The following is a 25,663-nucleotide window of genomic DNA, read 5'->3' as shown; positions in this document are numbered from 1 at the left end:
GTGTTGTGAGTGCAAAAATAAGAAAATCCACCTCCGTGGAGGTGGATTTTATGAGTTAAAAGGTGGATAAAACGCGTTATTTCATGCAAGGAGAAATAGAGAACTCAAAGCTCCGGTCGCCATAGTGCAGGCGATAAGGCTCCAAAGGCCATGAACCCCAGCTGTCTGTTCCGCCCACTCCGGCCTGCTCTTTGTCGATACAAAGGTTGGTGAAAGGCGACTTCTTCACCTGGTAACTGTGTCGTTGTTCCTTGTCAAGTCCGTCGTCAAGTCCGGCAATGGCATAGTGGAGGGCCGACATGGAGAGGTCACCCGACAGGCCATGAATTACAATTCCCGTGCCCGAAGCATTGGTCTGCAGCCACCACTTGATGTCTTGTTTCGTACCGGTCTCCTGTGGACGGATGTAAGGGAAGAACTGTTGGTCGGCCGTTTGCTTATAGATGCCGATGCGTTCTGAAGCTTTTCGGTCGCTATAGTTCTCTATTGGACCACGTCCGAAGAAGCGACTTTGATCCATGTCATACGGCATCTGCATCACCATTCCGAAGCGAAGCATGTCGCTGACTTTGGCATCCTTGTCGGTCGTCATCTGCATCTTGACATTCAACTTGCCTTTTTCGAAGACGGTATAGGTAAGCTTTAACTGCGCTTTCACTGCTGGCATGTCATAGCATGCAATGACAGTTGGATGCGCTTTTATGGTTCCATTAGCTACCGTTTGGGTGGTTAACGAAATCAATTTCATTTCAGGATTGCGCCAAACACCAAGCTTATGCTGGAAATCGGCACCCATATCGTTGTCTGTTAAAGCACGCCAGAAGTTGGCTTTCAACGTGCCTCCATTGCCCAACATGTCGGTTCCGCCAACTTCATATTGGGTTAACCAGCCTGTTGTTCGGTCGAAACCAAGGGTGAAGTTGTTGCCTGCAACACGGATAACCGGTTCATTCTTCTTGTCGATGAACTTCACTTTCACGGGTGATGGCTCGTACATGGCATGTGCAACAGGGGCATCTGACTTGAATTGCTGATGTGCAACCGACTGTCCTTTAGCCATGAGTGGCTCGGCTTCTTTCAGCAGATAATCCACATTTAAGTACATGAATCGGCTGGACTTTTCATCTAATGGCAACTGAATTTCAGCCGTCTGCTGTGGCTGAACATTCAGATTGTCGATATTTCCTGATGCAAGTTCATAGCCGTATTCATCCAAGGCAGTCCACTTCAAGCGGTAGTTGCTGAGGTCACGGAAGAAGTATTCGTTCTTCACACGTAGTTTCCCAGCCTCCAAGTCCACAGGCTCTGTCCATATATCTTGATACTGATAAGCCAGTTCATAGGCATGAGGATTGAGCTGACGGTCGGGACCTATGATGCCGTTACAGTTGAAGTTGTTGTCTGACGGGTCGTAGTTGTTATAGTCACCACCATAGCAATATTCCTCTTGGTTACCTGTTCCAGGTTCCAACGAGGCTGCTTTTGCCTCATAATCAGCCAATGTCCGATTGGCTTTATAATTCGGTTTCTTGTGCAATCCCTGGTCAACGAAGTCCCAATCGAAGCCTCCTTGGAACTTAGGATACTTACGGACGAGCTGCCAATATTCGGCAAGATTGCCCCCGGAATTACCCATCGTGTGATTGTATTCGCATTGAATGAGTGGCAATGTCTTCGTGGAATCAAGGCAGTATTTCTCGCAGTATTTCACGGGATAATACATCGGACAGAAGATATCCGAAGCCCTTCCACCTCTCCATGCAGCGCGTTCATACTGCACAGGACGCGACGGATCCTGTTGCTTAACCCAATCATAAGCTTTGTCGAAATGGTCACAATATTTGCTTTCATTGCCCAAACTCCACACGATAATGCTTGGATGATTGAAGTGAGAAGCTACATTATGCTGGTTGCGTTGCATCACCGGAGCAGCAAACTGCTGCTGAAGCATCAATGAATTCTCATCATAACCGAAGCCATGACTCTCCTGATTGGACTCTGAAACAAGGTAGAGTCCATACTTATCACATAGGTCATACCAGCGCGGATCATCGGGATAATGGCATGTTCTGACGGCATTGATGTTCAGACGTTTCATGATTTTGATGTCTTGTATCATGCGTTCTGTGCTCACAACATAGCCTCCGTCGGGGTCCATCTCATGGCGGTCAGCTCCTTTGATGAGGATAGGCTGGCCGTTGACCAACAGTTGTGAATTCTTGATTTCAATCTTGCGGAAGCCTACTTTCTGTGTGATGACCTCCTTTACCTGGCGCTTCTGGTCTTTCACCGTAGCCACAAGGGTATATAAGTAAGGTGTCTCTGCAGTCCATTTCTTCACGTTACGGATGACGAAATGCACGTTTCCACTTTGCCGTTTCTTGAAGTTTGACTCGGTTTTCACTATTGCAACGCCGTTAGCATTCAGCAATTCGAAGTCGATAATAGGGTTACCTTTCGCCGTGACTGCTATCATGGCATCGCCGTCTGTATAGTTATTGGTGAGGTCAGGAGTGATGCGAATGTCATCAATATGGATGTTGTTGTCGCGTGAATAAAGGTAGCATTCGCGAGCAACTCCGCTTAATCTCCAGAAATCTTGGTCTTCACTGTAAGACCCGTCACACCATCTGAACGTCTGGAATGCTATGAGGTTTTCACCCGGTTTGAGGTATTTTGTGATGTCATGTTCGGCAGCCATCTTGCTGTCTTCAGTGTAACCGACATACTGTCCGTTAACCCAGAGATACATATTTGATGTGACCGACCCGAAGTGGGCAATGACCTGACGGCCTTTCCACGTGTCGGGAAGCGTGATGACACGGCGGTAACTGCCCACGTGGTTGTCTTTAATCGGCACCTGTGGAGGGTTGTTTTTGAAGTGGCCTCGCCATGCAAAGCCGACGTTTAAGTATACAGGATCGCCATAACCATTAACTTCCCAGCACCCCGGCACACTCATCTTGCCCCATGAGGCATCGTTGAAAGCAGGCTGATAGAAGTCGGTCGGACGTTCATCGGCATTAGCAACCCAATTGAATTTCCAGTCGCCTTCGAGTGAAAGATAATTGTTCGAATGCTCCTTTTCGCCTTTCAGTGCCTTGTCAGCTGACTCAAAAGCGAAGAAATCGGTGTGCAAGGGAAAGCGGTTCACCTCATTAACAGCACAGTCGTGCCACTCTGTAAACGTTGGTTGTAGCTGGGCATGACCACATAACGGACTTGCCAAGGCAACCATTGCAAACAAAAGATTCTTATTCATGTCTTAATGGTTTGAAGTTTTTGGGGTATATGGATATGTGGACAAAGATACGCAAAAAAAACATTTCCTGCAAGGAATGGCGAGAGGAATAGCTTGGAGTTTAGAAAGATTATGTTTGGGAAAATCATGCCGTCAGACGGGAACGACACTTGATTTACATCAAAAATTCGCGGTATAATTCATGGAAGTTGGCAACAGATGAGGTTTTCTTTTGAAATTATTTCTATTTTCGCAGACACAAAACGACAATAGGTTTTAGGTTTAGAAGATTGATTAGAGAGCATCTCATAGGTATAGTTAAGGTAAGCGAAAGATTATTTTTCAGGATATAAAGAAATAACATAGGATTAGTCTGAGGTAAAAACAGAGATTGTTTGAAAGGATAACGTATTACGTTTTAGGTTTTTAGTTATTATTTTCAGGTTGAAGTTAGTTAGTCAATAAGCGTATGTGGGAAGCTGAAAGGCGTCCCACCGATGAGTATCGGAGTGAGAAATCTACTCCGATTTTTTTGTTCTTGCAGGGTGTGTTGCTTGCCGTTGGCCGGCTTTCTGCCTTTACTTTATTCGGAAAGCAGCATGGCAGCCGTCTCTTCGGGCGTGTTGAAAGGCATGCCAAAGGCTAAGTCTTCATCAGAAAACGACGTCAGGATGTCTTTCACTTCTTTCTCCGTGAGTTTCGGTTCGCCGTTTTCCTTGGTTGCTTTCAGCATGATTTGCCTCACTTGTTCGCGGTAGTCGTCAATTAATGTCTTTTCTCCCATGTCTGAAAATAAGTCTGTAAGCTTTTCATTTTATGATTTACAAAGTTACGGAAATATTCTGTATGAAAGACATTTCCAGTCATCTTTTTATTCCACAGCAGGAGAAACATGGGCTTATCGGCAACGGAAAGCGGCATAACCACTATTATAAAACGCCATGAAAAGGGAGAAAAGAAATCTTCCTGACAGGCTGTATCCACACAGACAACAAACGGGAAAGAAAGCAGGATGACCGCGCTTGTTTTTCAATGTCCAACACCTTGATTTGTAACTCCATTCATATTACGCTGCAACTTGACGCTAATTGCACTGTAACTTGAGTCACTTTACACTGCAACTTGAGTCACTTTACACCGCAAAATGACTCAAATAACCGCGCGATTTATACTATATCGTGTGATAATCCCTCTCCTATCGTTTCATCATAATGACCATGTGGTAAGGTAACAGTAGCGATATGAAAGGACAATTCGGTATGAGTTGTCCTCTTGAAAGTCTTGTTTTTGTAATATATGTTGTCGTTTTCCATATTTGCAACTCGGTACGAGTTGTGCTCTTGAAAGCCCCACGTTGGCAAACGAAGTGAGCCTACGTGGGGATTGAATAGGCGCATGAAGTGAACCCGGAACGGGTTCAGCTTTTTCTTATCTACCACGTCATTGGAAGAAGCAAAACCCGTACCGGGTTTGAAAACCACATGTTATTATTCACCCGAGGTAGGCTCGTTCCTCGCCAACCACGGGCTTTCAAAAGCATAACTGCTACGCAGTTACGTTGCAGGCTCATATCTCGCCTGTCATCGTACCACACTTTCAAAAGTATAACTGCTATGCAGTTACTATATGAAAGATGCCTCATCGTACGACATAACCTCTATTGTCATCCATAGGAACGAAAGTCGGGATAGCCTAGCATGGCACTCATCGCACAACACAGTATTCGTTATCATCGTATAATAATAGATAATCCGTAGAACAATATATACCCAATCATATGACAATCTCTATTTAATCGTGGGGCAACTTGATGTAAACTATAAGGCAACTTGACGCAGATTACACTGTAACTTGAGTCACTTTGCAGGATAACTTGACGCGAATCACGCGGTAACTTGACGCAGATTGCAAAGCTTGGAAATGCAAGTTGGCCCGCATGTTGCTTTTTCTTTCGTAACAATCTGATAATCATTGCGTTAAAAAGAGGTTGAGGCGGTTCTGCATTTGGAAGAAAAAGGGGTTGGTTCTGCGGTCAATCATGATTGCGAATGAGGCATGAAAACACTTCAGGTTCAGTTGGGTATAGCAGCCGTAAGGGGCAGCATGCCTCGGTTATTGATGGGAGAAACCGCTCTTTTCCTTATTCCTGTACTCCTTGGGGCTTACTCCCGACTTCATCTTAAAGAAGTTAGTGAAAGCTGAATGGTCTTTGAAATTGAGTTCGAATGATATTTCTCCGATGGTCATGTCGGTCATGCGGAGCAGCTTGCAGGCTTCACCGTAGAGGAAACTCTGCAGATATCCGTTGACCGTATTGCCCGAAACCTCTTTCACAATGCGTGAAAGATAGGTGGGAGTGATGTTCATCTGGTCGGCATAGAAATTGATTTGGCGTTGCTGTCTGAAGTTGTTCGATGCCAGATGAATAAAGATTTTGAAGATGTTTTCCTTGTGTTTCATGTCGTGAAGTCCTGTGATGGGGTGGCTCACTAACTCGCGGACATGCATCTGTGTGAGGTGGACAAGGAAGCCAAGCATCTCTTTTTTATAAATGTGCGGCTGGCTTATGGTGCACTCTATCTGTGTGATGATGCCCATAAACTCTGAGGTTTGACTCTCGCTAAGCGCCTTATAAATATAGGTGTTCAGCAGGTTAAGCGGAATGACATCGTTCAGATTGTCGTCGTTCTTGATGATGTCGTTGTAGAAATCAGACTCAATGAAGAGGAAATAGGCACCGAGTTCGCTGCTGCTTCTGACGAAACCAACGTGCTGCATAGGGGCAGTTCGCAGGATGCTATGCTGCTCTAACCGGATGGTCTTGTCGTTGATGGTCACTTCTGCATACCCGTCTATGAGCAGGAAAACCGCGTAGAAGTGAACTAAGTTAAGCTGATTGAAGAATGAAGCGACGTTGTCTTCGTTGGCATGCGCTACGGCCACAACTGCTCCAAAGGCTGTGGTTATATCGTTTCGCTCGATAAATTCGGGCAGATTATGCAACAGTTCGCTTTTCATCGACGTAGATTCTAAGAGGTAGAATATCGTATTGCAAATATACAAATTGTTTCTGATTTCAGCAATACTTCATGCTGTTTTTGTCGTGACAGCATCTTTTCCAATCGCACTTATCGCTTCAGAAAGAACCTTACAAGCAGGAAATTCACCGGCACGCAGACGCAGAACATGGGGATGGGTGCCAGCTTTTCGCTGAAGCCCACAGCGATAAAGAGATGCAACATGAGGATTTGCAGGCCGTAATTGATAAGATGACTCAAGGCAAAACCGGCTCCATGGCGCACATTGGTCTTTACTTTGAAGGTGTAACGGGTGCTGGCAAGGAAGTTGAAAAGAAAGCTCACGGCATAGCCTATGGTGTTGGCGAGGGTGGGAGATACGGCATAAAGCATCAGCAGATAAACGCCATATTGTATCAATGTGGCTATACCGCCCACGAGGGCAAAGCGAAGAACCTCGCCAAGTTGCTGTCGGCGGTTAGGATCTAAACGGCTTATAATAGGCTTCATCGGCATAGTTGAGCATTTCACGGTCGCCTCGGCTGTCGCCAAAGGCAATGATATGGAGTTCTGTTCGCGGGCAGGTGAGCAGCTTTTGAATGCGGTTCACCTTCTCTTGCCCATAGCAGTTGGGGGTTGTGAAGCGGCCTGTCAGACGGCCGTCCAGCACCTCAACCTGCGTGCCTGCTACTTTCACGTCGGGCAAGAACGGTTGAACCCAGTTGTCGATGCTGGCACTGACCACGTAGATTTGGCCTTTCTCCTTGGCCTTGGCAATGGTTTTCAAGGCCTTAGGGCGCAGAAGCTGTCGGCTTTCAGAAGCAAAGTCATGGCACAACTCATTGAATTCTTCAATGGTTTTTCCCTTGAAAAAATAGGCGAAGATGCGTTGCTTGGCTTTCCAGTTCGGATAGAGATGCAGTTTCATCAGCACTAAGACAGGACTGAAAAGCAGGAAACCCAAGAGCAATCTCGGCGTGCCCACGGCATAACGGATGACCTCAATGAGCGTGTCTTTTGTGGTGATGGTTCCGTCAAAGTCAAAGAGATAAACCGTTTGTTTCATCCTTTCAGCACGTAGATAATCAAGAGGAATGTCAGCAGCCAGGCCACGACGACAAGCTGAGTGAAGCGGTCTTTGAGCAGCACTTTGGTCGGATCGCCGCTCTTTTGGTCGACAACGGTGAGCTGAATATAGCGTAACAGCCCCACAAGAACAAAGATAGTGGTCAGATAGAGATAGTCGGTTTGGAAGTTTTGAATGACTTCCGGGCTCACCGTGTACATGATATAGCACACCAAGGTGACGCTCGCAGTGATGGTGATGGCTTGATTAATGAACGTAAGATTATAGCGGATAGTGTTCCTTCTCGGTGCTTCGCCGGTTCGTTCCATGCGAATGACATCGTCACGACGCTTGGCAAAGCTCATGAAAAGCGTGATGAGGAAGGTCATGAGCACTATCCATTTGCTCAATGGAATGTGAGTTGCAAAGCCGCCGGCAAGCAAACGGAGTACAAAACCGAAGGCCACGATGCACACATCAATAATGGCATACTGCTTCAAACGGGCGCAATAGGCTAAGTTGAGCAGCCAGTAGAGGAGGAGAATGCCGCCGGTCTGGAGCGCATAGTCGGGCAGGAAGAGCATGCTGAGCATGGAAAGTGCAAAGCAAATGAACATCAGTACGTAGGCCACTGACGCGGAAACAGCCCCCGAAGCAATAGGACGGAGGCACTTTACAGGGTGACGTCGGTCGTCATCGACATCGTGAATGTCGTTGAAACAATAGATAGATGAGGCGGCAAAGCTATAGGCAAGGAAGGTGATTGCACCTGCCAGAAGCGCTTTCCCATTGAATAATTCGCCACCGAAGAACAGCGGAAGCATCACGAAGAAGTTCTTCATCCACTGCTTCGGCCGTAGTATTTTCATGTAATTCTTGATGTTCATAGGGTTTTCTCGATTTGTTTGGATAGGTATTCAACGAGTTTGCTGAGCACAAATGCTAATGGAAGCGTGATCAGAAGACACACCATGAAGGTTGGCCAATAGCTCCATGACTTAGGAATATAGGCCAGGACGAAGTGGATATGAATGAGATAACACTCCAAACTCAATGCACCGACGAACTTGAATGTCTTGTTAAACCACTTCGGTGTGCGTCGGAAAACGCGGTTCAAGAGTAGGATTGAGGTCAATGTCAGTGGAATATAGAGCATGCGTTCCACGTAGAGGGGAAACAATCCGTGGCGTTGCTGTTCGAGAAAGATGCTTGCAAAGAGCGTCATTACAAACAGAATAATCACCATCCAGATGCCCGCGCCGTCAATACGTTGCTTTGTTCGCACCATTTCTCCCATGTTGATGCCGATGAAGAAAATGGGAACGCGACTCCAAAAGATTTCAATGTGCCCCACAGCTTGATGAATTGGTGTGACATATTCCACGAGAATGCACCACATAATCATGACAACGGGGAGCCAACGGTAAATGGGATGTCGGCGGATAAGCTCCATGTAAGCCGGTGCAAAGCAATACAACATCATGATTGCAGGGATATACCAGAACGTAAGTTCATCGTGGAGCCAGAAGTCCCAGTTGATAGTGATGTCGCCAATCAGGTCGAGCCATGCCATGAAGTCGCCGCCATGAAAGCGCGGAATGTAGTAGAGGCAGGCCATAATCAGCCATGCGGGATAGATGCGCAGATAGCGTTTGGTGAAGAAATGTCGGGCAGAAGACTTCTTCATCCATGAGAACCAAAGACCTATTCCACTGAGGAAAAGGAACATGTCTACACCGATATTGCCCATTCGTCTGAGTCCGAAAAAGAGGTCGTTTCTCGGCAGACTGACATGGAAAAGCATGATGAAAAGCATGGCAGCTCCCATCAGTTCACCGCGATAACGCGATATGTTTACGAGTTCAATGTCCTTGATTTTCATTTGATGGGAATGCGTTTGATGATTTCACGGAAGGCCCATGCCAAGCAAACGCTCGTCACAATGTAGAGCAGGAAGCCTGCGTAATAGTCTCCCTGTCGGCTGAGAGGAATAAAAATCTTACGTGTGATGGGGTGGCAAACGAATAGGGCTGCACTGATGCCTCCTGTCCAAACAAGGGCCTTGTTGACGTGTTGAAAGGGACGCATGGAAAACAGTTTGACCAATGAAACGGTTGCCGTGCAGATGAAAACAGGTACGAAAGTCCAGCCTGTGAAACTCATGCTGAACCAGAAAATCATGAAGACAGAACCGACAAACAGGGCTGCATGTGTCTTCAAATCCATGGGGCGACCATAGCGGGCATAGAGAATGCCGAGTCCGAAAGGCAGCATGCCGCCCATGAAATTATAGCGATAGCGGTTCAGTTCCTCGCTCTCTGGCCCGAAACAGAACTGTAATGCCACGCAAACCACCATTAAACCGACTGTCCAACTCCAATGTCTGCGGGCGATGAAAAGGCGGAAAACCAAATAGAGTTGAAGCATTAAGCCGAAGAACCAATAGGGACCTGGCCAGATGATATCATCGGGATGAGGCAGAAGATTATTGAACATGCCGAGCATAGCCACGATGTCTGATGCTTCGTAATGATGCGAATGAGGGGTCATGAGATCAATCATTGTGAAGGCTACGAAGCCCAATATCATCATCTTGAACAGCTTTTTATAATGATGTTTCATGAAGCTGAAGACGCTTTCAAGCCCACTTCTGCCTCTTTGCAGACTCTGTTCATCGGCTGAAGTCTCGTATTTCATCACCAATCCATAGGCACTTAGAAACAGAAAAACAGGTACACCATAGTGACCAAAGAACGATAACAGATGCATGGGGAGCAGCTCATCGGGAGCTGAAAGCACCTGTCTGAACCAGTCAGTATTGCTTTGAAAATACTGATATTCATTCTCCTTGACCACCGGGTTGAGCCAATGGCAATAGTTATGCATGAAGATACCGATGATAGCCAGCCCTCGCATGGCTTTACATTCGGCACGGGTGAGCAGTTGATAGTTCATTTCTTGTTCTTTTTCTCCTTGTAATAAGCTTCGCGCAACTTGTCGTAATCGGTGGTCGCCTTTAGGATTCTGGGACGCATTTCATCGTAATGATCGCTCAGAATGTTATATTCGGGATGATAGTCTTTCGCCTGAATGCCAGCCAAATAAAGCAGCATGTGGGGCAGCGCATCAGTCATGAAGCGACGTCGGCGAGCCTGAACGACCTCGCGAAATATCTCCGGATGCCGGTGCGCATACTTCGGAGAGCAGTATATCCAGAATGGAATTTCAAACTCATAGTGGGCTAATGGCCAGTCGATGGCAGCCGAATGATTGCGGCAAATGAAGCCCCGCGACTCCTCATAGCACTCTTCTCCGTGGTCGGGCATATAGATAACGATAGCATCTTTGTTCTCAAATCGCTTGCAGATCTGGTCGACAATCGAGTCATTATAACGCACGGCGTTGTCGTAGTAGCTTAATATGGTGCGCTGTTTCTCGGACAGTTCGGGGCGTTTCTCGGTGTAGTCGTCAGCAGAGAACTTATATTGTTTCTTCGGACAACGCGTGCGATAGTTCACATGTTGACCTATCAGGTGGAATATGGTGAGGTTAGGGCCCTTGGTATCTATCTTTCCTTCTTTCACGAAACGGTCGTAGTCGGCTAATAAGTCCTCATCGAACACGTGCAGTTTTTCATTGCGGAGGTCAAACTGTGCCTTGTTCAATGTGGGGTTATTCAAGAAGAATCCCCCGCTGAAATCATATACGGCAGCGTTGGCTTCTATCAGGAACTGATTGGTAAGGAACTGCACTTTATAGCCTGCTTTACGGAATAATTCGGGGAAAAGTGGGTAGTCGCACCAGTCTCCCTGCTGTCCGACGACGTGCATGGAGAATACATTTTTAAAGACATAACTCGTCAGGTTCCATGGTGCCACCACGTCGGAATAGGGCACAAGGAAGCCGCGATGCTCGCGTTTAATCTGTCGAGGCGTGGTCGGCATGAAGTAGCCATACTGCTGGGAATGATGTTTTCCATAGCTTTCTCCGATAATCAAGACGATGTTGGGTGAACGGAATGAGCAGCTGTCAACCTTCACTTTGTCGGATGCAGCCACGAGTTTATCCACCTGTTTGGCAGCTAATTTGTTGGCATAGATGCTGAAGACGAGGCGGCTGAAAGGCGTATAGAGCACGGCATGGTCTTTCTCGGTGAGCGTGTGTTCCACTTCTCCTATCGAGCGTCCGCTCATCAGTTTCCACGTGGCCGCCTTGTTGTGGGCCGATGCAACAGCGCCCCATACGACCATGAACAGCGTAAACAGTCCTGCAAGGGGATAGTATTTCTCAATTGAAAACTGTGGAAGATGCAATCGTTTGATGCGTGGAAGATAGGCAAGAAAGATGTTGAACACAGCCAGAAGGATAATCCAACCGACATTGCTGAACAGGAAATCGGCCGAAAGAAGACTCGAAATGAAATCCAATGCCTCGCGACTGTTGGTCTCGCCAACGAGCATCAGCATGGAAGGATTAAGCGTAGAGCCGAACTTTACGAAGCAATAGGTGTCGGCTAATGCCACACTATATAATATAATGTAGAGGAAGAGGCGTACCCATCTGCGTGCTTTCAGGGGCACAAGCATCAGCAGAAGACAAATCACATAGAGGTCGACAAACTGCTCTGTATATAGGTTTTCATAGACTGTTGCACCTTTGAAAGGCGGTAGGGTAATCCAGGCACACAAGCAACTCAGCACATACATCATTACAAAAAACAATGCATTGCCTTTCACGGGACTGAAAATCTTTGCGAATAAGCAGTTTAATGGCTTCACTATCTTCATCAAATCCTTATTTTCTGCAAAGTTAGTGCAAACGAAGCAAACATCAAAGGGAAAAGTAAAGAATGTTCTTTCTTCTTTGCGTTTGTGAGTGCAGCCTGACTTCTGCAAAGTCAGTAAAGACAAAGCAAGCCTCAAAAGATTCCCTTTCTCAAATCTACTTGTTATGCAAAGATATTTGAGAAAGAGTTTCCGAGGGAATGAATTCATCCGCCACAAAGGTCATGTTGCAAAGAACATCACGATAATCTGGGCGATAATCACACGCACAAACATGCCCAACGGATAAACCGAAGCATAGCTGATGCTGGCAGTATCGCCCTTCAAAGTATCGTTGGCATAGCCTAAGGCCATAGGGTTGGCCATGCTTCCGCAAAGAATTCCACAGATGGTTCCAAAGTCAAACTTCTTTGTTTTCAATGCAATCAGTCCCACGATGAGCACGGGAACAATCGTAATCAACGCACCGACGCCCACCCAAAGCAGTCCCTGTGGACGCATCACTGTACCGAAGAAGTCTTTCCCTGCATCGAGACCAAGACATGCCAAGTAAAGACTTAACCCGAGTTTCCGCAGCATCAGCGAGGCTGATTGCGTGGTGTAAGAGATGAAGTGCATCTTCGGGCCGAGTGCACCGACAATGATTCCCATGATAATAGGGCCGCCGGCAATGCCCAATCGGACAGAACTTTCCATGCCGGGAATACTGATAGGAATAGTGCCGAGCGCCAGCCCAAGGAACATTCCCAGGAGAATGCTGCCGATATTCGGTTCATTGAGTGTCTTGACAGAATTGCCGAAGTAGCCTTCAACATGGTTAACGGCTTCGTGTTGTCCCACGACTGTGATGCGGTCTCCATATTGCAATCGCAGGTCACCTGTGGCCAACAGCTTCGTATCGCCACGCAGTACACGGCTCACATTGACGCCATACGACTTGCGAAGATGCAGCTCTCCGAGTCGCTTCCCATTGAGTTCAGTGCGCGTCAGCACTAAGATACGGCTCTCAACCAAGGAGTCAATAGCGTTCCAGTCGATAGCTTCCTTGTTCCAATCCTTATTGATTTTCTTGCCGAAAAGGATTTCCATGGCACCCTCATCTTCTTTCGTGGTGATGACAAGCAGGTCATCATTGGCCTTCAGTACGGTCTCCGCCGTGGGCACAATGACTTCATTTCCACGCCAGATACGTGAGATAATGAATTTCAGATGCGTCATACTCGACACTGTAGCAATGTCCTTTCCCGACGTTGCAGGATTGATAACCTCGAATTCGGCAATGTAAGTGTGGTCATTACTGTCGACAGATTGTATCTCAAGGTCGGTTGGTTTGACGAAGAATTTGCGCAGAATGATCATTGCAACGATCACGCCAAGCACCCCCAACGGATAGGTAACGGCAGTGGCAAGGGCTACACTTCCGCTGCTCATTCCCAAGTGACTCAGTGCTTGAGTGGCTGCACCGAGGGCCGGTGTATTGGTAGTTGCACCGCAAAGCAGACCTACCATGTCGGGCAGGTTGATGCCTGTGAGCGGTATCAACAACAGAGCAAAGAGTGTTCCTACAATGACAACAACAAGACTCCATATGTTGAGTGCCATGCCTTCATGACGCAGAGAACCGAAGAAATTGGGCCCTACATGCAGACCGAGACAATAGACAAACATGGCCAAACCGAAGGTTTCAGCATAGTCAAGTACAGTGGAATCAACGCTGAAACCAAGGTGCCCGGCAAAGATACCCACAAAGAAAACGAATGCAATGCCAAGGGAAATGCCCATCACCTTGAGCTTACCGATGCCTAAACCGCACGCAATAATGATTGACAGAATGACGACGGTCTGAATGGAAGAATGAATGGTAAAGAGATTATTTATCCAGTCCATGTTTGTGTTAGAGAATATTCAAATATTGTTCAAGAGGTATCCCTCGGTTCTTGTCTTCATTGTCCTTGTTGAGGAATATGAGTTGATAGACGCCGTCCATTGCCTTGCGTGTGGCGTCAGTCAGAGGCTCATCGTTGAGCAGATGACCGATGAGAATGGCCGAAAAGATGTCGCCTGTGCCGGGGAAATGCACCGGGATTTCATCATAGCAGAGTTGGAAATACTCATTGCTGATGTGGTTGTAGCCCACGACAGAGGGCTTCCCGTCGACAGGAATGCTTGTAATGAGCACCGACTTTGTGCCAATCTTGCGCAGAAGGTCAAGCATATGATAAGCTTCTTTCAGGCTGACGCCTTTACAATCATACGTGCTGTCAGTCAGGTAGCAGGCCTCGGTGAAGTTGGGATAGCATAGATGTGCCACGCTCAACATCTCGCGCATACTCTTGATTGTGGATGGTGTGACACCGTTATAGAGCTTGCCTTCATCGCCCATGATAGGGTCGACGAAGATTGTTGTGCCTGTAGTGGCCTGCTCAAGACAGTAGCGCGACACGATTTCGGCTTGTTTCTCGCTGACGATGAAGCCTGTGGCAATGGCGTCAAACGTGAAGCAAAGTTCTTTCCATACAGGGAAAACACCGCGTATGTAGTCGGTAGTGTCCATGATGTTGAACTTACCATAGTCGAGCGTATTCGACACTAAAGCCGTCGGAAGATTGTAAGTCGGGTGACCGAAATACGACAGAATAGGCAGCATGGCAGCCGTAGCCACCTTGCCATAACCTGCCATGTCGTTGATCAAAAGAATTTGTTTCTTACTCATCTTGACTTTTCTCTATTCGCAGGCAAAGGTAGTAAAAAGTTGAGAGACAACGCCTTTATATGCAAATTAATTACATTTTGCACGCTAAAATCATGGGCGTGAGCGGTCACTACTGGTCGTCATGTCCTTTCCACTGCCTCTTAATAGCCTAAATAGTCAATTAAAGTGTACTTCTGCCAAAGAGGAGTCAGCTGCTGGAATGTGGGCTTTTGGATTTCACGCACACGTTTTCCGCTGGCATCATAGAGGATGAGTAGAAGGTTTTCAGAAGTGTAACCACGTTGCACTAAGGTTGAAATGAGACGATAATTTTGGCCGTCATATTGGTACATATCATATTCAGTACGCTCCTCATTGATGTGGCGATTGTTCACTATGCAACGGGCATCTTTGAAGATAATGGGTGACTCTAAGTTGTCGAAAAAGGGTTCATGCACATATTTCCCTTGCTTCTCAGACCACAAGAAGACCCTTTTGCTTTCTGCATAATCAAGCCAAACCGCGAAGTCTCGATGTCCGTCGAAGTTGTAATCACGCTGATCTACCCAGTACTCCAGAACATTTTCACCCAAATTAAGTGTTTGGAGATAATGTTTATTGCGGTAAATGTCAAGCTTAACTGCCTCATTTTCTGTTTTCGATTGCCATGAAATAAAGACCTCTTTATCGCCTTTCCACCACTCACGGTCCTCTTCTGCCTGCGCTTTCTGACCTTCGGGAGTCTCTGTTTCAAAGGCTTCCGTATAGCTTTCCCAGCCCAGATGCTGCTTTTTGGGGTCCACATGGAACTCTGCTGCCCCTACATCGAGATTGCCGGAGTCGGGAATTCGTCCTATGCCGAAATTCGCTTTCTTCGATATTTTCGTGCGATAAGAGGTCCAACGGCCCTCAAATTGGTTGTTATTATAGCCGTCTTCGCCACCTTCCATTTCGTCGAAACAAATGGAATCCCTATAGATGAAGAAGTCGGAAGTGAGTCGACCGGCAAAGAAACCCGAACCGCGTTGGTTGGCATCCTCATTCAACTGATACTGCGCTTTAAGATGATATCGTTTTACAAGACTGTCAGATTCCTCGTTCGGTACAAAGGAATGAATGGTTATGCCCCCTGTGAAACTACAGAGGTTCTGCTTTACTTTGCTCTTGCCTTCTACGTGATAATACTGTGGTTTCACAGGGTCTTTATAGATTGTGTCAAAGTGCATATAGAGCCGTTGGCCGTTACCGATGTAGCCTAAGAAGTCGTTCTCCATCAGCACCTGGCTGTAGTCATAGCGCAGAAGTTGTGCTTTGAGATTGTCGTTCGCCGCTTTAGTGAAGCTCATCTGGGCTGCCCAAGCCAGCAAGAGCGCTATAATCATCTGCTTTTTCATAATGATAGTCCTTTCTTTTTATTATTCAGAACCCGATATGAGGACTGACAATGCAAATTTAGACAATTTATAATAAAATGCAAGTTATGCGAAAGAAAAATGCAATTTCGTATAACGATTGTCCCTTTTCCTGTCAACTTTCTTCCTTGTTTTTAACACTTTTCTCCGCGACCAAACAGAAATGAAAATTTGCATTCTGTGCTTATGCGAAGCCATTTTATGGTTTAGATACCCTCATTCCGGCCACTTTAAAATGAAAAAAAGCTCTCCAAGCATCGCAACTTGACGCATATTGCACGGCTATCTGCATCATCTTAGGCCGTAATCTCATGCAGATTGCATGGTAAAATGACTGTGATTGCATCGTTTCATCACGTGATTTTATGTCTTCGTTTGATTGTAATCATGCAACAATCTGACAATCAGTGCATTGCAAAATGCAAAAAATCAGCGCGTATTTGGAATGAAATGGTGCTTTGTTTTGAATTCTCAAGTTGTGCAAAGGCAATTGTAAAGTTAGTTCAAAAGATTTAACCTATTTTCTGCTACCTGTGATTTCGTGGTGGAATGTCAGAGGAAACATGCCGAAGAATGGCGTGGACTGGCTGACTTTTCGTGACTTTATATTTTCCGAACAAGCCTATAATAAAACCTAAACCGACAGAAAGAAAACCACAGAAGACTTTGTTTTATAAAAGAAAAAGCCTATCTTTGCAACAATATATCATTAAAATTGCAATAAAATGGACAATCTAAAGAAAGACTTTGCGTCAAAGTTGCTGAAGGTAAAAGCTATTATTCTCCAGCCCAACAATCCTTTCACATGGGCTTCGGGCTGGCATTCACCGTTCTATTGCGACAATCGAAAGACACTGTCATACCCAGACTTGCGCAACTATGTGAAGCTTGAATTAGTGCATAAGATACTTGAATGCTTCCCCGAAGTGGAGGCCATAGCCGGTGTTGCAACAGGAGCTATCGCCCAGGGAGCTTTAGTGGCCGACGAACTTCATTTACCTTTCGTCTATGTTCGCTCTAAACCGAAGGATCACGGCTTGGAAAATCTCATCGAAGGTGACTTGAAACCAGGGATGAAAGTGGTCGTTGTGGAAGATCTTATCTCTACGGGCGGCAGCAGTCTGAAAGCAGTTGAGGCTATCAGAAGCAATGCCTGTGACGTCATTGGCATGGTTGCGAGCTACACTTATGGCTTTCCTGTGGCCGAAAAAGCCTTTAAGGATGCCGGTGTTAAGCTTATTACGCTCACCGACTACGAGCATGTTGTGGCCGAAGCACTGTCTACCGGCTACATCTCTGAAAGTGATGTTGAGGTGCTGCATGAGTGGCGTGAGGCTCCCGACAAATGGCAGAAATAGAATGATATAGCGTTTCTTGAAGCATGAGTGCTGACAGGAAGCGCAGTTTATCATTATATATTAACGCGAATGACATAATGATGAATTATGCATGATGCATTATGAATTAAAATGAATGGCAACATTTGAAAGTACTGTCCGACAGATAAATTATCCGCAACAGAGCGTATATCAGCTGCTGAGCGATTTGAGTAATATAGATAAGGTGAAAGACCGTATACCGGAAGATAAGGTGAAAGACCTCACTTTTGACACTGACTCGATTGGTATCAACACGCCGATGGGTGCCGTGAAACTGAACATTGTAGAGCGCGATGAGCCGAAATGTATTAAGTTTGAAACGACAGAAAGTCCGCTGCCTTTTAACTTCTGGATACAGATTTTGCCTGTGACGGCACAGTCGAGTAAGATGAAACTCACCATCAAGGCCGATCTTAACCCTTTTATTAAAGGTATGGTTTCGAAGCCGTTACAGGAAGGTATTGAGAAGATAGCTGATGCCTTGCAGTCGATAAAGTATGAATAAGCCTTGCGCTCTGCCCCTTGTTGCCGCTTGTTTTGCAGGTGGGCAGCGGGCAGTCTCCCTTTGAATTGTGAATGATGCGTAGTGCCTTGCAGACATTTTCCCTGCTTTTGATGCTGTTGTTTGTCGCTTCCTGCGGTGACATTCAAAACGAATATGGCAATTTTCGTCCTTATTTCGTGTATGAAAACAACGTTCATCAGAACGCGCGTTTGGCTGAAGCGATGACGCCGAATAGCGGTATGTTCTGTACAGTTCGGTGGCAGTTTATCAGCGGTGCGCAGTATTATGTGTTCACAAACAGCGATGGTCGGACGAGTAAAAGCATTCTCACTGACCTCGAAATCCAGCGTCGTCATGTTCTTGGATGCAACAACGGACTCATTGTGGGCTATGGTAATCTGAACAATCCGCCTGTGTTCTATGCCTACGATTTAGAGTGTCCTAACTGCTTTGATCCGCAGGCTTTGCCTTTGAAGAGTAAGCCTTTGCAGCTTTTGGCGGATGGAATTGCCGTCTGCAGAGTGTGTAATCGCCGTTATAACCTCAACAACAGCGGGGTCATAGTCCAAGGAGAGCGGGGGCGTAAACTTACGCGTTATCGTGCGCAGACTACTGGGCCGTATGGTGTTTTAACGGTGAATTAAGGGCTTTCAGTTCTGTTTTGCGGTGCATTCAGTGTGGTTTCGGCCTGAATCCCGACTCTTTTCGCGTTATAGATTTCATGAAATGAGGGCGTTTTTAGTAATTTTTCATGAACAAAAATCAAGAATTATTTGGCAGTTCCAACAATTACTTATACCTTTGCAAAACCCAAACTGCGGAAATAGCTCAGTTGGTAGAGCACGACCTTGCCAAGGTCGGGGTCGCGGGTTCGAGTCCCGTTTTCCGCTCACTTGACTTTACAAGTTTGTAATCTCCCAAGCCGCAATGGTGGAATTGGTAGACACGAGGGACTTAAAATCCCTTGGCCAGTAATGGCTGTGCGGGTTCGAGTCCCGCTCGCGGCACCTCCTTAATTTAATTCACACGTATGCGCAAAAACCTCATTCTTACTTTATCGGCATGCTCATTGGTTCTAATGACGTCATGCTCTAAGTTGGGTAAACTCTCAGCCGATAACTTTTCAGTCACTCCAAACCCTCTCGAAACGGTTGGAGGAAAGGTTCCTGCAACGGTTGAAGGACAGTTCCCGGAGAAGTTTATGAACAGGAAAGCCACGGTTACTGTGGTTCCTGAACTCAGATATGGCAACGGACAAGTGGCTAAAGGGCAGGCAGTGACATTCCAAGGAGAGAAGGTTATGGCCAACCATAAAGTCATTTCTTATCGTCTTGGCGGTCGCTATACGATGAAGACTGTCTTTGATTATGTGCCTGCCATGCAGAAAAGCGACATGTATTTGGCTTTCGATGCCCGGATAGGTAACTCAAAAGTCAACGTGCCGGCTATCAAAGTGGCTACCGGTGTCATTGCAACAGCCGAGCTTTATCGCAAGGCAATGCAGCAGGGTGGTGCTTGTTTGGCACTTGATTCGTTCCAAAGAGTGATTGATCACAAGCAGGAAGCTAACGTGAAATTCCTCATTAATCAGGCTAACCTGCGCAGCAATGAACTCAAGAACAACAGTGTTCGCGAGTTTGTAAGCATGCTTAAGCGCATTAATGCCGACCGAGAGAAGCTGGCAATCAAGAACGTTGAAGTGCAGGCTTATGCCTCTCCGGAGGGTGGTTTCACCTTTAACGACAAGTTAGCCAACAAGCGTCAGAACGTCAGTGAAGGCTATGTGAAGCAGCAACTCAAGGGGACAAATCTTCAAACAGACATTGATGCCCACTATACTGCACAGGACTGGGAAGGCTTTATGAAGCTTGTTCAGGCCAGTAAGATACAAGATAAGGACGTCATTCTACGCGTTTTGTCGATGTATAAGGACCCCCAAGAGCGTGAACAACAAATACGTAACATGAGTGAAGGCTTCCGTGAGCTTGCCGATGGCATTCTTCCAGAGCTTCGTCGCAGCCGTCTTATCATCAATTATCAGACTATTGGCCGCAGCGATCAGCAGATTAAGCAGCAGTATGCGGCTGATCCGACGAAGTTAAGTCTTGAAGAATTGCTCTACGCTGCATCGCTTACAAACGATGTAAACGCAAAGAAAGCTATCTATAAGAAGACTACCGAACTCTATGATCGCGACTATCGTGCCTATAATAACCTTGCAGCTTTAGCACTGAACGAAGGTGATGAGCACACAGCCAACAGCTATCTGAGTCAGGCTTTGCAGGCTAATCGCAAAGCTCCGGAGGCATATGCCAACAAAGCTTATATCAACTTGACTCATGGCGAAATAGCTGAAGCCGAGCATAATCTGGCAGATGCCACCGAAGCTAACGGCTTCAATGAGATTATCGGCAACCTGCATATCGCACGTGGCAACTATGCCAATGCCACCGATGAACTCTTCAATGACAACAACAGCGCTGCACTGGCACAGTTGCTCAATAAGAACTATGTAGCAGCCGAGCAGACATTGAAAGCTATCAAGCAGCCCAATGGTCTGACTTATTACCTCTTTGCCGTGCTCAATGCACGTCAGGGAAAGAACGATACAGCTGCAAAATATCTGAAAGAGGCATTGCAAAAAGATCCTTCTCTGGCCGAATATGCCAAGAACGACCTTGAACTTGCCAAAGTAAATAAATGAAGAAATTCAGTCTACTGATACTACTCACGCTGGTTTTAGTTGCCTGTGGCACCGATGGACATCATTTCGAAGTCGAAGGAAAGCTAACGAACTTGAACCAGGGTGAGTTTTATGTTTATAGTCCCGACAATGTCATTGAAGGCACAGATACCATCAAAGTGCAGGGTGGCCGCTTCTCTTATGAGATACCATGCGAGAAAGAAGGCGTGCTCATTGTAGTCTTTCCAAACTTCTCTGAACAGCCAATCTTCGCCCAACCCGGCAAATCTGTCGACATCAAGGGTGATGCATCACACTTGAAAGAGCTTGAGATTACGGGCACAGATGCCAATGAACTGATGACAAAATTCCGTCATCAGATTGCTAACATGACGCCTCCAGAGATTGAAAAACACGTGGGACTCTTCATTTCCGACCATTTGGAGTCTGTTGTCGGGCCGTATCTTGTAGACAAATTCCTGCTTCGTAAGCAGCAGCCCGACTACAAACGGGCCTATCGCCTGTTGGCATTCATGCAGAAAGAACAGCCACGCAACGGCTATCTCAACCGTCTTTTGGCACTGTGTAAGCCTTTGGCCGATGCTTCGGGAGACCGACTTCCGGCTTTCAAGGCCACTGATATCAATGGCAAGTCCGTTTCTTCGGTTTCGCTTTCTTCGGCTCCTGTCGCTGTTGTCTATACGTGGGCAACGTGGAGTTACGAGAGTACGAACCTGCAACAACGCCTGCTTGACCTGCACAATCGGGCCGAAGGAAAACTCCAATTGCTTGGTATCAGTCTCGAACCGAGTCTTACAACCTGCAAGGAGGAAGTCAGCAGTCAGCATCTCGGTTGGCCTGTTGTCTGCGATGAAAAGCTGTTTGAGGGAATGTTGGTTCGCAAATTGGGACTTACTGCCGTTCCCGACAATATTCTTCTGCAGCGTGGTCGCGTCGTAGCACGTGGCCTTTCTGCCGATGATTTGATAAACCGAGTGGAGAAGTTGATTTGATTTCAAACGCTTTTCCAACGCCATAAACAACCTTAAACCATTCTTGCCATGCTTGTAAAAACCTATTGTGCAGCTGTCAACGGCCTCGAAGTAACCACTGTCACGATTGAAGTGAGCATGAATCCCGGTGTGGTCTATCACCTCACGGGGCTTGGTGATAAGGCCGTTCAAGAGGGCCGCGACCGCATCGCTGCAGCCCTTTTATACTGCGGTTTCAAGTTTCCTAAAGCCGATATCACCGTCAATATGGCTCCCGCCGACCTCAAGAAAGAGGGCAGCAGCTTTGATTTGCCGTTGGCGATAGCCTTGCTTGCTGCCAACGGAAGCATTCACACAGACTGTCTTGGCCAGTATATGATGGTCGGAGAACTAAGTCTTGACGGCCAGCTTCAACCCATAAAAGGCGCTCTTCCCATTGCTATCAAGGCCCGTTCAGAGCATTTCAAGGGGTTGATAGTGCCTAAGAGCAATGTCAGAGAGGCTGCCGTGGTCAACAATCTCGAAGTCTATGGCATGGAAAATATGCTTGATGTCATTCAGTTTCTTACGGGAAAGGAACGCTTCGAGCCTGTAGTTATCGACACACGAAAGGAGTTTTACGAGCAACAGACAAGGTTTGATCTTGATTTCTGCGACGTAAGAGGGCAGGAAAACGTAAAACGTGCACTCGAAGTTGCCGCTGCCGGCGGGCATAATCTCATCATGGTAGGGCCTCCCGGCAGTGGAAAATCAATGATGGCCAAGCGACTTCCCTCGATACTTCCTCCGCTTTCGCTCTCCGAAAGCCTTGAAACCACTCAACTACACAGCATTGCAGGCAAGTTGGGATGTGGCACTTCGCTCATCAGTCAGCGTCCGTTCCGCTCGCCACATCACACGATTTCCGAGGTGGCTCTTGTCGGAGGAGGAACCAACCCCATGCCGGGTGAAATCTCATTGGCACACAATGGCGTGCTCTTCTGCGATGAACTTCCCGAGTTTAACAAGCATACTTTGGAGGTACTTCGGCAGCCGTTGGAAGACAGAAAGATAACTATCAGCCGTGCCAAATACAACATAGAGTTTCCCTGTTCGTTGATGTTTGTGGCCAGTATGAACCCATGTCCCTGCGGTTACTATGGCGATCCAACGCATCATTGCGTGTGTACGCCGGGACAGATACAGCATTATATGAACAAGATTTCAGGCCCGTTGCTCGACCGTATCGATATTCAATGCGCGATAACTCCCGTGCCTTTCAAGGACATCAGCCGTGGAAAAGAGGGCGAAGCGAGTGCAGAAATCCGCCAACGCGTTATTCGTGCGCGTGAAATTCAGACCGAACGGTTTCGCGATGTCAAGGGTGTGCACTGCAATGCACAGATGTCTGAGCGCATGATTCACGCCTATGCCGAACCCGACGACCAGGGAATTGCCATGCTCCGAATGGCGATGGAGCGTCTCAGTCTGTCTGCCCGAGCCTATAGCCGCATTCTGAAAGTGGCTCGAACGATAGCCGATCTTGCCGGTTCTCCTCGCGTTGAAGTCGACCATTTGGCTGAAGCTATCAGCTATCGGCAGTTGGATAGAGGCGATTGGGGTGAGCGGTGAGCGTGTAAAATAGTATTCGCTACAACCCTCTTGAAAGGAAAGAACACTGCTCGTGGAGTCTGCTTAAAAACCGAAATGCGTCATAACGGAATATATGTTAACAGATGTCATAAATCATGACAAATTCCTTTACAAGACTCGCGTATTTGAAATGAGAGACGACTCCAGCCTGAATACGCCCTGATTTTTCGCATTTTGCAATATATTGACTGTCAGATAATTACGCGATTATAATCAAATGAAGACATAAATTCACGTGATGAAACGATGCAATCTCAGTCATTTTACCACGCAATCTGCATGAGATTACGGCCTAAGATGATGCAGATAGCCGTGCAATATGCGTCAAGTTGCGACGCTTGGAGGGCTTATCTGCATTTCAAGGTGGCCGGAATGAGGGTATCGAAACCATAAAATGGCTTCGCATAAGCACAGAATGCGAATTTTCATTTCTGTTTGGTCGTGGAGAAAAGTGTTAAAAACAAGGAAGGAAGTTGACAGTTTTCATGCATGAAAAGGTTTCAGGGGAGAACGAAACTTAAAGGTTTTCATGGGATAGCTGCTGGTAATATAATCGTGTTTTCTCTTCTATTTGAGGTTTCACCATCCCGTGGATAGGCATGTCATGGCTTATTCTTCGGCGAATATCCGTGCTGTTGAAATCATAGAGGGGCGTATCAACGAGCGTGACACTCGGCGGGAGTTGCTCGGCACATAGCGGCGAATGCTTGCGCGGATAGATGATGATGGGGTAGTGAAGGAGAATTTCCTGATGGTTTTTCCAGCGGTCGAAAGCTGCCCAGTTGTCAGAACCCATGATGAGAGTGAACGCCTTTTCGGGATAGGTTTCATGGAGTTTGCAGAGTGTATCGTAGGTGTATGAGGGTTTGGGCAGGCGGAATTCAAAGTCGCAGGCAATGAGGTTAGGCTCGTCTGCAAGGGCAAGTCGTGTGAGTTCTAAACGCTGATTGTCGGCCAAGAGGTCATCGGCCATGCGCTTAAAGGGATTGAGTGGCGAGACCATGAACCATATTTCGTCAAGCCGGGTGTGCTGAAGCAGCGTCTTTGCCAACGAAATATGGCCCATATGTATGGGGTTGAACGAACCGCCGTAGATACCTACTTGGGATTTAGGATGCTGTTTTTCGGCCACTTTTATCTGTTGTTCAGGAATGAAATGAGCAGTTTGTGCGTCTCTTGTTTGGCCGTTTCGAGGTCGTCGTTGACAACGATACGGTCGAATTTCGGTGCGAAAGAGAGTTCGTAATTAGCTTTGGCTAAGCGTTGTTCGATAACTTCCGGGAGGTCGGTTCCACGCCCGTTGAGGCGTCGGCGCAGCTCTTCTATCGACGGAGGTTGCACGAAAATGCTCATCGCTCGGTCGCCATAGAACTGCTTGATGTTGCATCCGCCTTTCACATCAACGTCGAAAACCACGTTTTCTCCACGTTCAATCTGGTCTTCAACCTGTGATTTCAGCGTGCCATAGAAGCGGTCTTTGTAGACTTCTTCATATTCCAAGAACTCTCCGTTTGCTATCTTCTGTTTGAATTCTTCAGGCGTAAGGAAGAAGTATTCCACACCATTCTGCTCCGTTCCCCGCGGTGCTCGGCTCGTGCAGGAGATAGAGAAATGGAGGTTAAGTTCGGGATGTTCCTTCATCAGCCATTGCACAATGGTGCTCTTTCCAGAGCCCGAAGGAGCGCTGAAGATAAGGAGTCTGCCCGTAGACCCACCCCTTCCCTCCCAAAGGGAGGGTGTGTCTGCTTGCGAAAGACTTGCTGATTTGTTGTCAACGGAGGGCATATTATCGTTTTCTTTCATTTTGTTTCTGATTTTATCTAACACGAAATGAAGTCTTAAAAAGACGTCATCATTGCTGAAACGCAATACGGTAAAGCCTTTGGTGGCAAGCCATCGGCTTCGCTCTTCGTCTTTTCTCTGTTGTTCTTCTGTGAGATGATAGTCGCCATCTAACTCTATAATGAGCCTGCGGGAGAGGCAGACGAAGTCGGGTATATAGTCGAACATAGGGTGTTGTTGTCTGAAATGTGCTCCCAACTGATTGCCTTTTAGGTATTTCCACAGCGTCCGTTCTGCTTCCGTTGGCTGACTTCTCATTCGCTTCGCCTGTTGAAGTAGCAGATGATAGGTGGCATCATCGTTTGTCTCGTAGCGGTATTTCATGTATGAAGTAATTGAGATGATGCATTAAAGACAATGCAGTTATGTCAAAAGAAAACTCACGAATAACCTTTTCCAAGTATGTTCTCCCTCCCTT

At 46.8% G+C, this 25,663-nt stretch carries 21 protein-coding genes and 2 tRNA genes; 8 read left to right on the top strand and 15 right to left on the bottom strand.

All coding sequences use genetic code 11. The features are described from left to right. Window positions 1–76: 76 nt before the first annotated feature. The 13 genes from EL210_RS04040 to EL210_RS03980 form a co-directional block, all read right to left on the bottom strand. On the bottom strand, window positions 77–3,262 hold the full coding sequence (locus EL210_RS04040; protein ID WP_025879541.1) for a glycoside hydrolase family 2 TIM barrel-domain containing protein: 3,186 nt from the start codon (window positions 3,260–3,262) through the stop codon (window positions 77–79). A gap of 562 nt (window positions 3,263–3,824) precedes the next feature. Beyond that, on the bottom strand, window positions 3,825–4,025 hold the full coding sequence (locus EL210_RS04035) for a hypothetical protein (RefSeq protein WP_004378298.1): 201 nt from the start codon (window positions 4,023–4,025) through the stop codon (window positions 3,825–3,827). Between the two features lie 382 nt (window positions 4,026–4,407). Then, window positions 4,408–4,722, bottom strand: coding sequence for a hypothetical protein (locus EL210_RS04030; RefSeq protein WP_126370205.1), 315 nt, complete (start codon window positions 4,720–4,722; stop codon window positions 4,408–4,410). Window positions 4,723–5,353: 631 nt separating this feature from the next. After that, window positions 5,354–6,259, bottom strand: a complete 906-nt coding sequence (locus EL210_RS04025) for a helix-turn-helix domain-containing protein (protein ID WP_018920265.1) — start codon at window positions 6,257–6,259, stop codon at window positions 5,354–5,356. Between the two features lie 110 nt (window positions 6,260–6,369). Then, a complete protein-coding gene (locus tag EL210_RS04020; protein ID WP_018920266.1) occupies window positions 6,370–6,768 on the bottom strand; it encodes a GtrA family protein in 399 nt (132 codons plus the stop codon). Further along, window positions 6,737–7,324: an HAD family hydrolase gene (locus EL210_RS04015; RefSeq protein ID WP_018920267.1), complete on the bottom strand. Its 588-nt coding sequence runs from the start codon at window positions 7,322–7,324 to the stop codon at window positions 6,737–6,739. The genes EL210_RS04020 and EL210_RS04015 overlap by 32 nt, the downstream gene beginning before the upstream one ends. Then, window positions 7,321–8,211, bottom strand: coding sequence for a decaprenyl-phosphate phosphoribosyltransferase (locus EL210_RS04010; RefSeq protein WP_018920268.1), 891 nt, complete (start codon window positions 8,209–8,211; stop codon window positions 7,321–7,323). The genes EL210_RS04015 and EL210_RS04010 overlap by 4 nt, the downstream gene beginning before the upstream one ends. After that, on the bottom strand, window positions 8,208–9,206 hold the full coding sequence (locus EL210_RS04005) for an acyltransferase family protein (RefSeq protein ID WP_004378303.1): 999 nt from the start codon (window positions 9,204–9,206) through the stop codon (window positions 8,208–8,210). Before EL210_RS04005 ends, EL210_RS04010 begins: the two co-directional genes overlap by 4 nt. Next, entirely contained in the window at window positions 9,203–10,279 is a 1,077-nt protein-coding gene (locus tag EL210_RS04000) for an acyltransferase family protein (RefSeq protein WP_018920269.1), read from the bottom strand. Before EL210_RS04000 ends, EL210_RS04005 begins: the two co-directional genes overlap by 4 nt. After that, complete coding sequence (locus tag EL210_RS03995; protein ID WP_025879542.1) at window positions 10,276–12,111, bottom strand: phosphoethanolamine transferase; 1,836 nt, start codon at window positions 12,109–12,111, stop codon at window positions 10,276–10,278. The genes EL210_RS04000 and EL210_RS03995 overlap by 4 nt, the downstream gene beginning before the upstream one ends. A 219-nt stretch (window positions 12,112–12,330) precedes the next feature. Next, the gene (locus EL210_RS03990) at window positions 12,331–13,995 is read right to left on the bottom strand and encodes a putative transporter (protein ID WP_018920271.1); all 1,665 of its coding nucleotides are present in this window, start codon (window positions 13,993–13,995) and stop codon (window positions 12,331–12,333) included. Window positions 13,996–14,002: 7 nt separating this feature from the next. Continuing rightward, window positions 14,003–14,821 carry a pyridoxamine kinase gene (locus EL210_RS03985; RefSeq protein ID WP_018920272.1) on the bottom strand — a complete coding sequence of 273 codons (819 nt, stop codon included), beginning with the start codon at window positions 14,819–14,821 and terminating at the stop codon, window positions 14,003–14,005. A gap of 140 nt (window positions 14,822–14,961) precedes the next feature. Beyond that, a complete protein-coding gene (locus EL210_RS03980) occupies window positions 14,962–16,194 on the bottom strand; it encodes an XAC2610-related protein (RefSeq protein WP_018920273.1) in 1,233 nt (410 codons plus the stop codon). A gap of 743 nt (window positions 16,195–16,937) precedes the next feature. Between EL210_RS03980 and pyrE the strand changes: the two genes are divergently transcribed. The 8 genes from pyrE to EL210_RS03940 all read left to right on the top strand — a co-directional run bounded on the left by pyrE (window position 16,938) and on the right by EL210_RS03940 (window position 23,382). Next, window positions 16,938–17,570, top strand: a complete 633-nt coding sequence (pyrE, locus tag EL210_RS03975; RefSeq protein ID WP_018920274.1) for an orotate phosphoribosyltransferase — start codon at window positions 16,938–16,940, stop codon at window positions 17,568–17,570. A gap of 115 nt (window positions 17,571–17,685) precedes the next feature. Then, entirely contained in the window at window positions 17,686–18,096 is a 411-nt protein-coding gene (locus EL210_RS03970; RefSeq protein WP_018920275.1) for a polyketide cyclase, read from the top strand. A 71-nt stretch (window positions 18,097–18,167) separates the two neighbouring features. After that, window positions 18,168–18,740 carry a hypothetical protein gene (locus EL210_RS03965; RefSeq protein ID WP_018920276.1) on the top strand — a complete coding sequence of 191 codons (573 nt, stop codon included), beginning with the start codon at window positions 18,168–18,170 and terminating at the stop codon, window positions 18,738–18,740. A 173-nt stretch (window positions 18,741–18,913) separates the two neighbouring features. Beyond that, a tRNA-Gly gene (locus tag EL210_RS03960) sits at window positions 18,914–18,986 on the top strand. 31 nt (window positions 18,987–19,017) lie between these two features. Continuing rightward, a tRNA-Leu gene (locus EL210_RS03955) sits at window positions 19,018–19,103 on the top strand. Window positions 19,104–19,126: 23 nt separating this feature from the next. Next, window positions 19,127–20,800 carry a tetratricopeptide repeat protein gene (locus EL210_RS03950; protein WP_026285937.1) on the top strand — a complete coding sequence of 558 codons (1,674 nt, stop codon included), beginning with the start codon at window positions 19,127–19,129 and terminating at the stop codon, window positions 20,798–20,800. Then, window positions 20,797–21,792 (top strand): DUF4369 domain-containing protein, encoded by a 996-nt coding sequence (locus EL210_RS03945; RefSeq protein WP_018920278.1) that lies wholly within the window; start codon window positions 20,797–20,799, stop codon window positions 21,790–21,792. Before EL210_RS03950 ends, EL210_RS03945 begins: the two co-directional genes overlap by 4 nt. 48 nt (window positions 21,793–21,840) lie before the next feature. Then, complete coding sequence (locus EL210_RS03940) at window positions 21,841–23,382, top strand: YifB family Mg chelatase-like AAA ATPase (protein WP_018920279.1); 1,542 nt, start codon at window positions 21,841–21,843, stop codon at window positions 23,380–23,382. 538 nt (window positions 23,383–23,920) lie between these two features. On the opposite strand, the gene nadD is transcribed toward EL210_RS03940, so the two are convergent. Both nadD and gmk read right to left on the bottom strand, forming a co-directional pair. After that, window positions 23,921–24,535: a nicotinate (nicotinamide) nucleotide adenylyltransferase gene (nadD, locus tag EL210_RS03935; RefSeq protein WP_018920280.1), complete on the bottom strand. Its 615-nt coding sequence runs from the start codon at window positions 24,533–24,535 to the stop codon at window positions 23,921–23,923. Window positions 24,536–24,537: 2 nt separating this feature from the next. Next, window positions 24,538–25,569: a guanylate kinase gene (gene gmk / locus EL210_RS03930; RefSeq protein ID WP_018920281.1), complete on the bottom strand. Its 1,032-nt coding sequence runs from the start codon at window positions 25,567–25,569 to the stop codon at window positions 24,538–24,540. Between the last annotated feature and the right edge of the window lie 94 nt (window positions 25,570–25,663).

Source organism: Segatella oris, from assembly GCF_900637655.1.
GTDB classification, from domain to species: domain Bacteria; phylum Bacteroidota; class Bacteroidia; order Bacteroidales; family Bacteroidaceae; genus Prevotella; species Prevotella oris.
The sequence above is the reverse complement of the archived record's forward strand: the minus strand, read 5'-3'. Positions and strand labels throughout refer to the sequence as shown.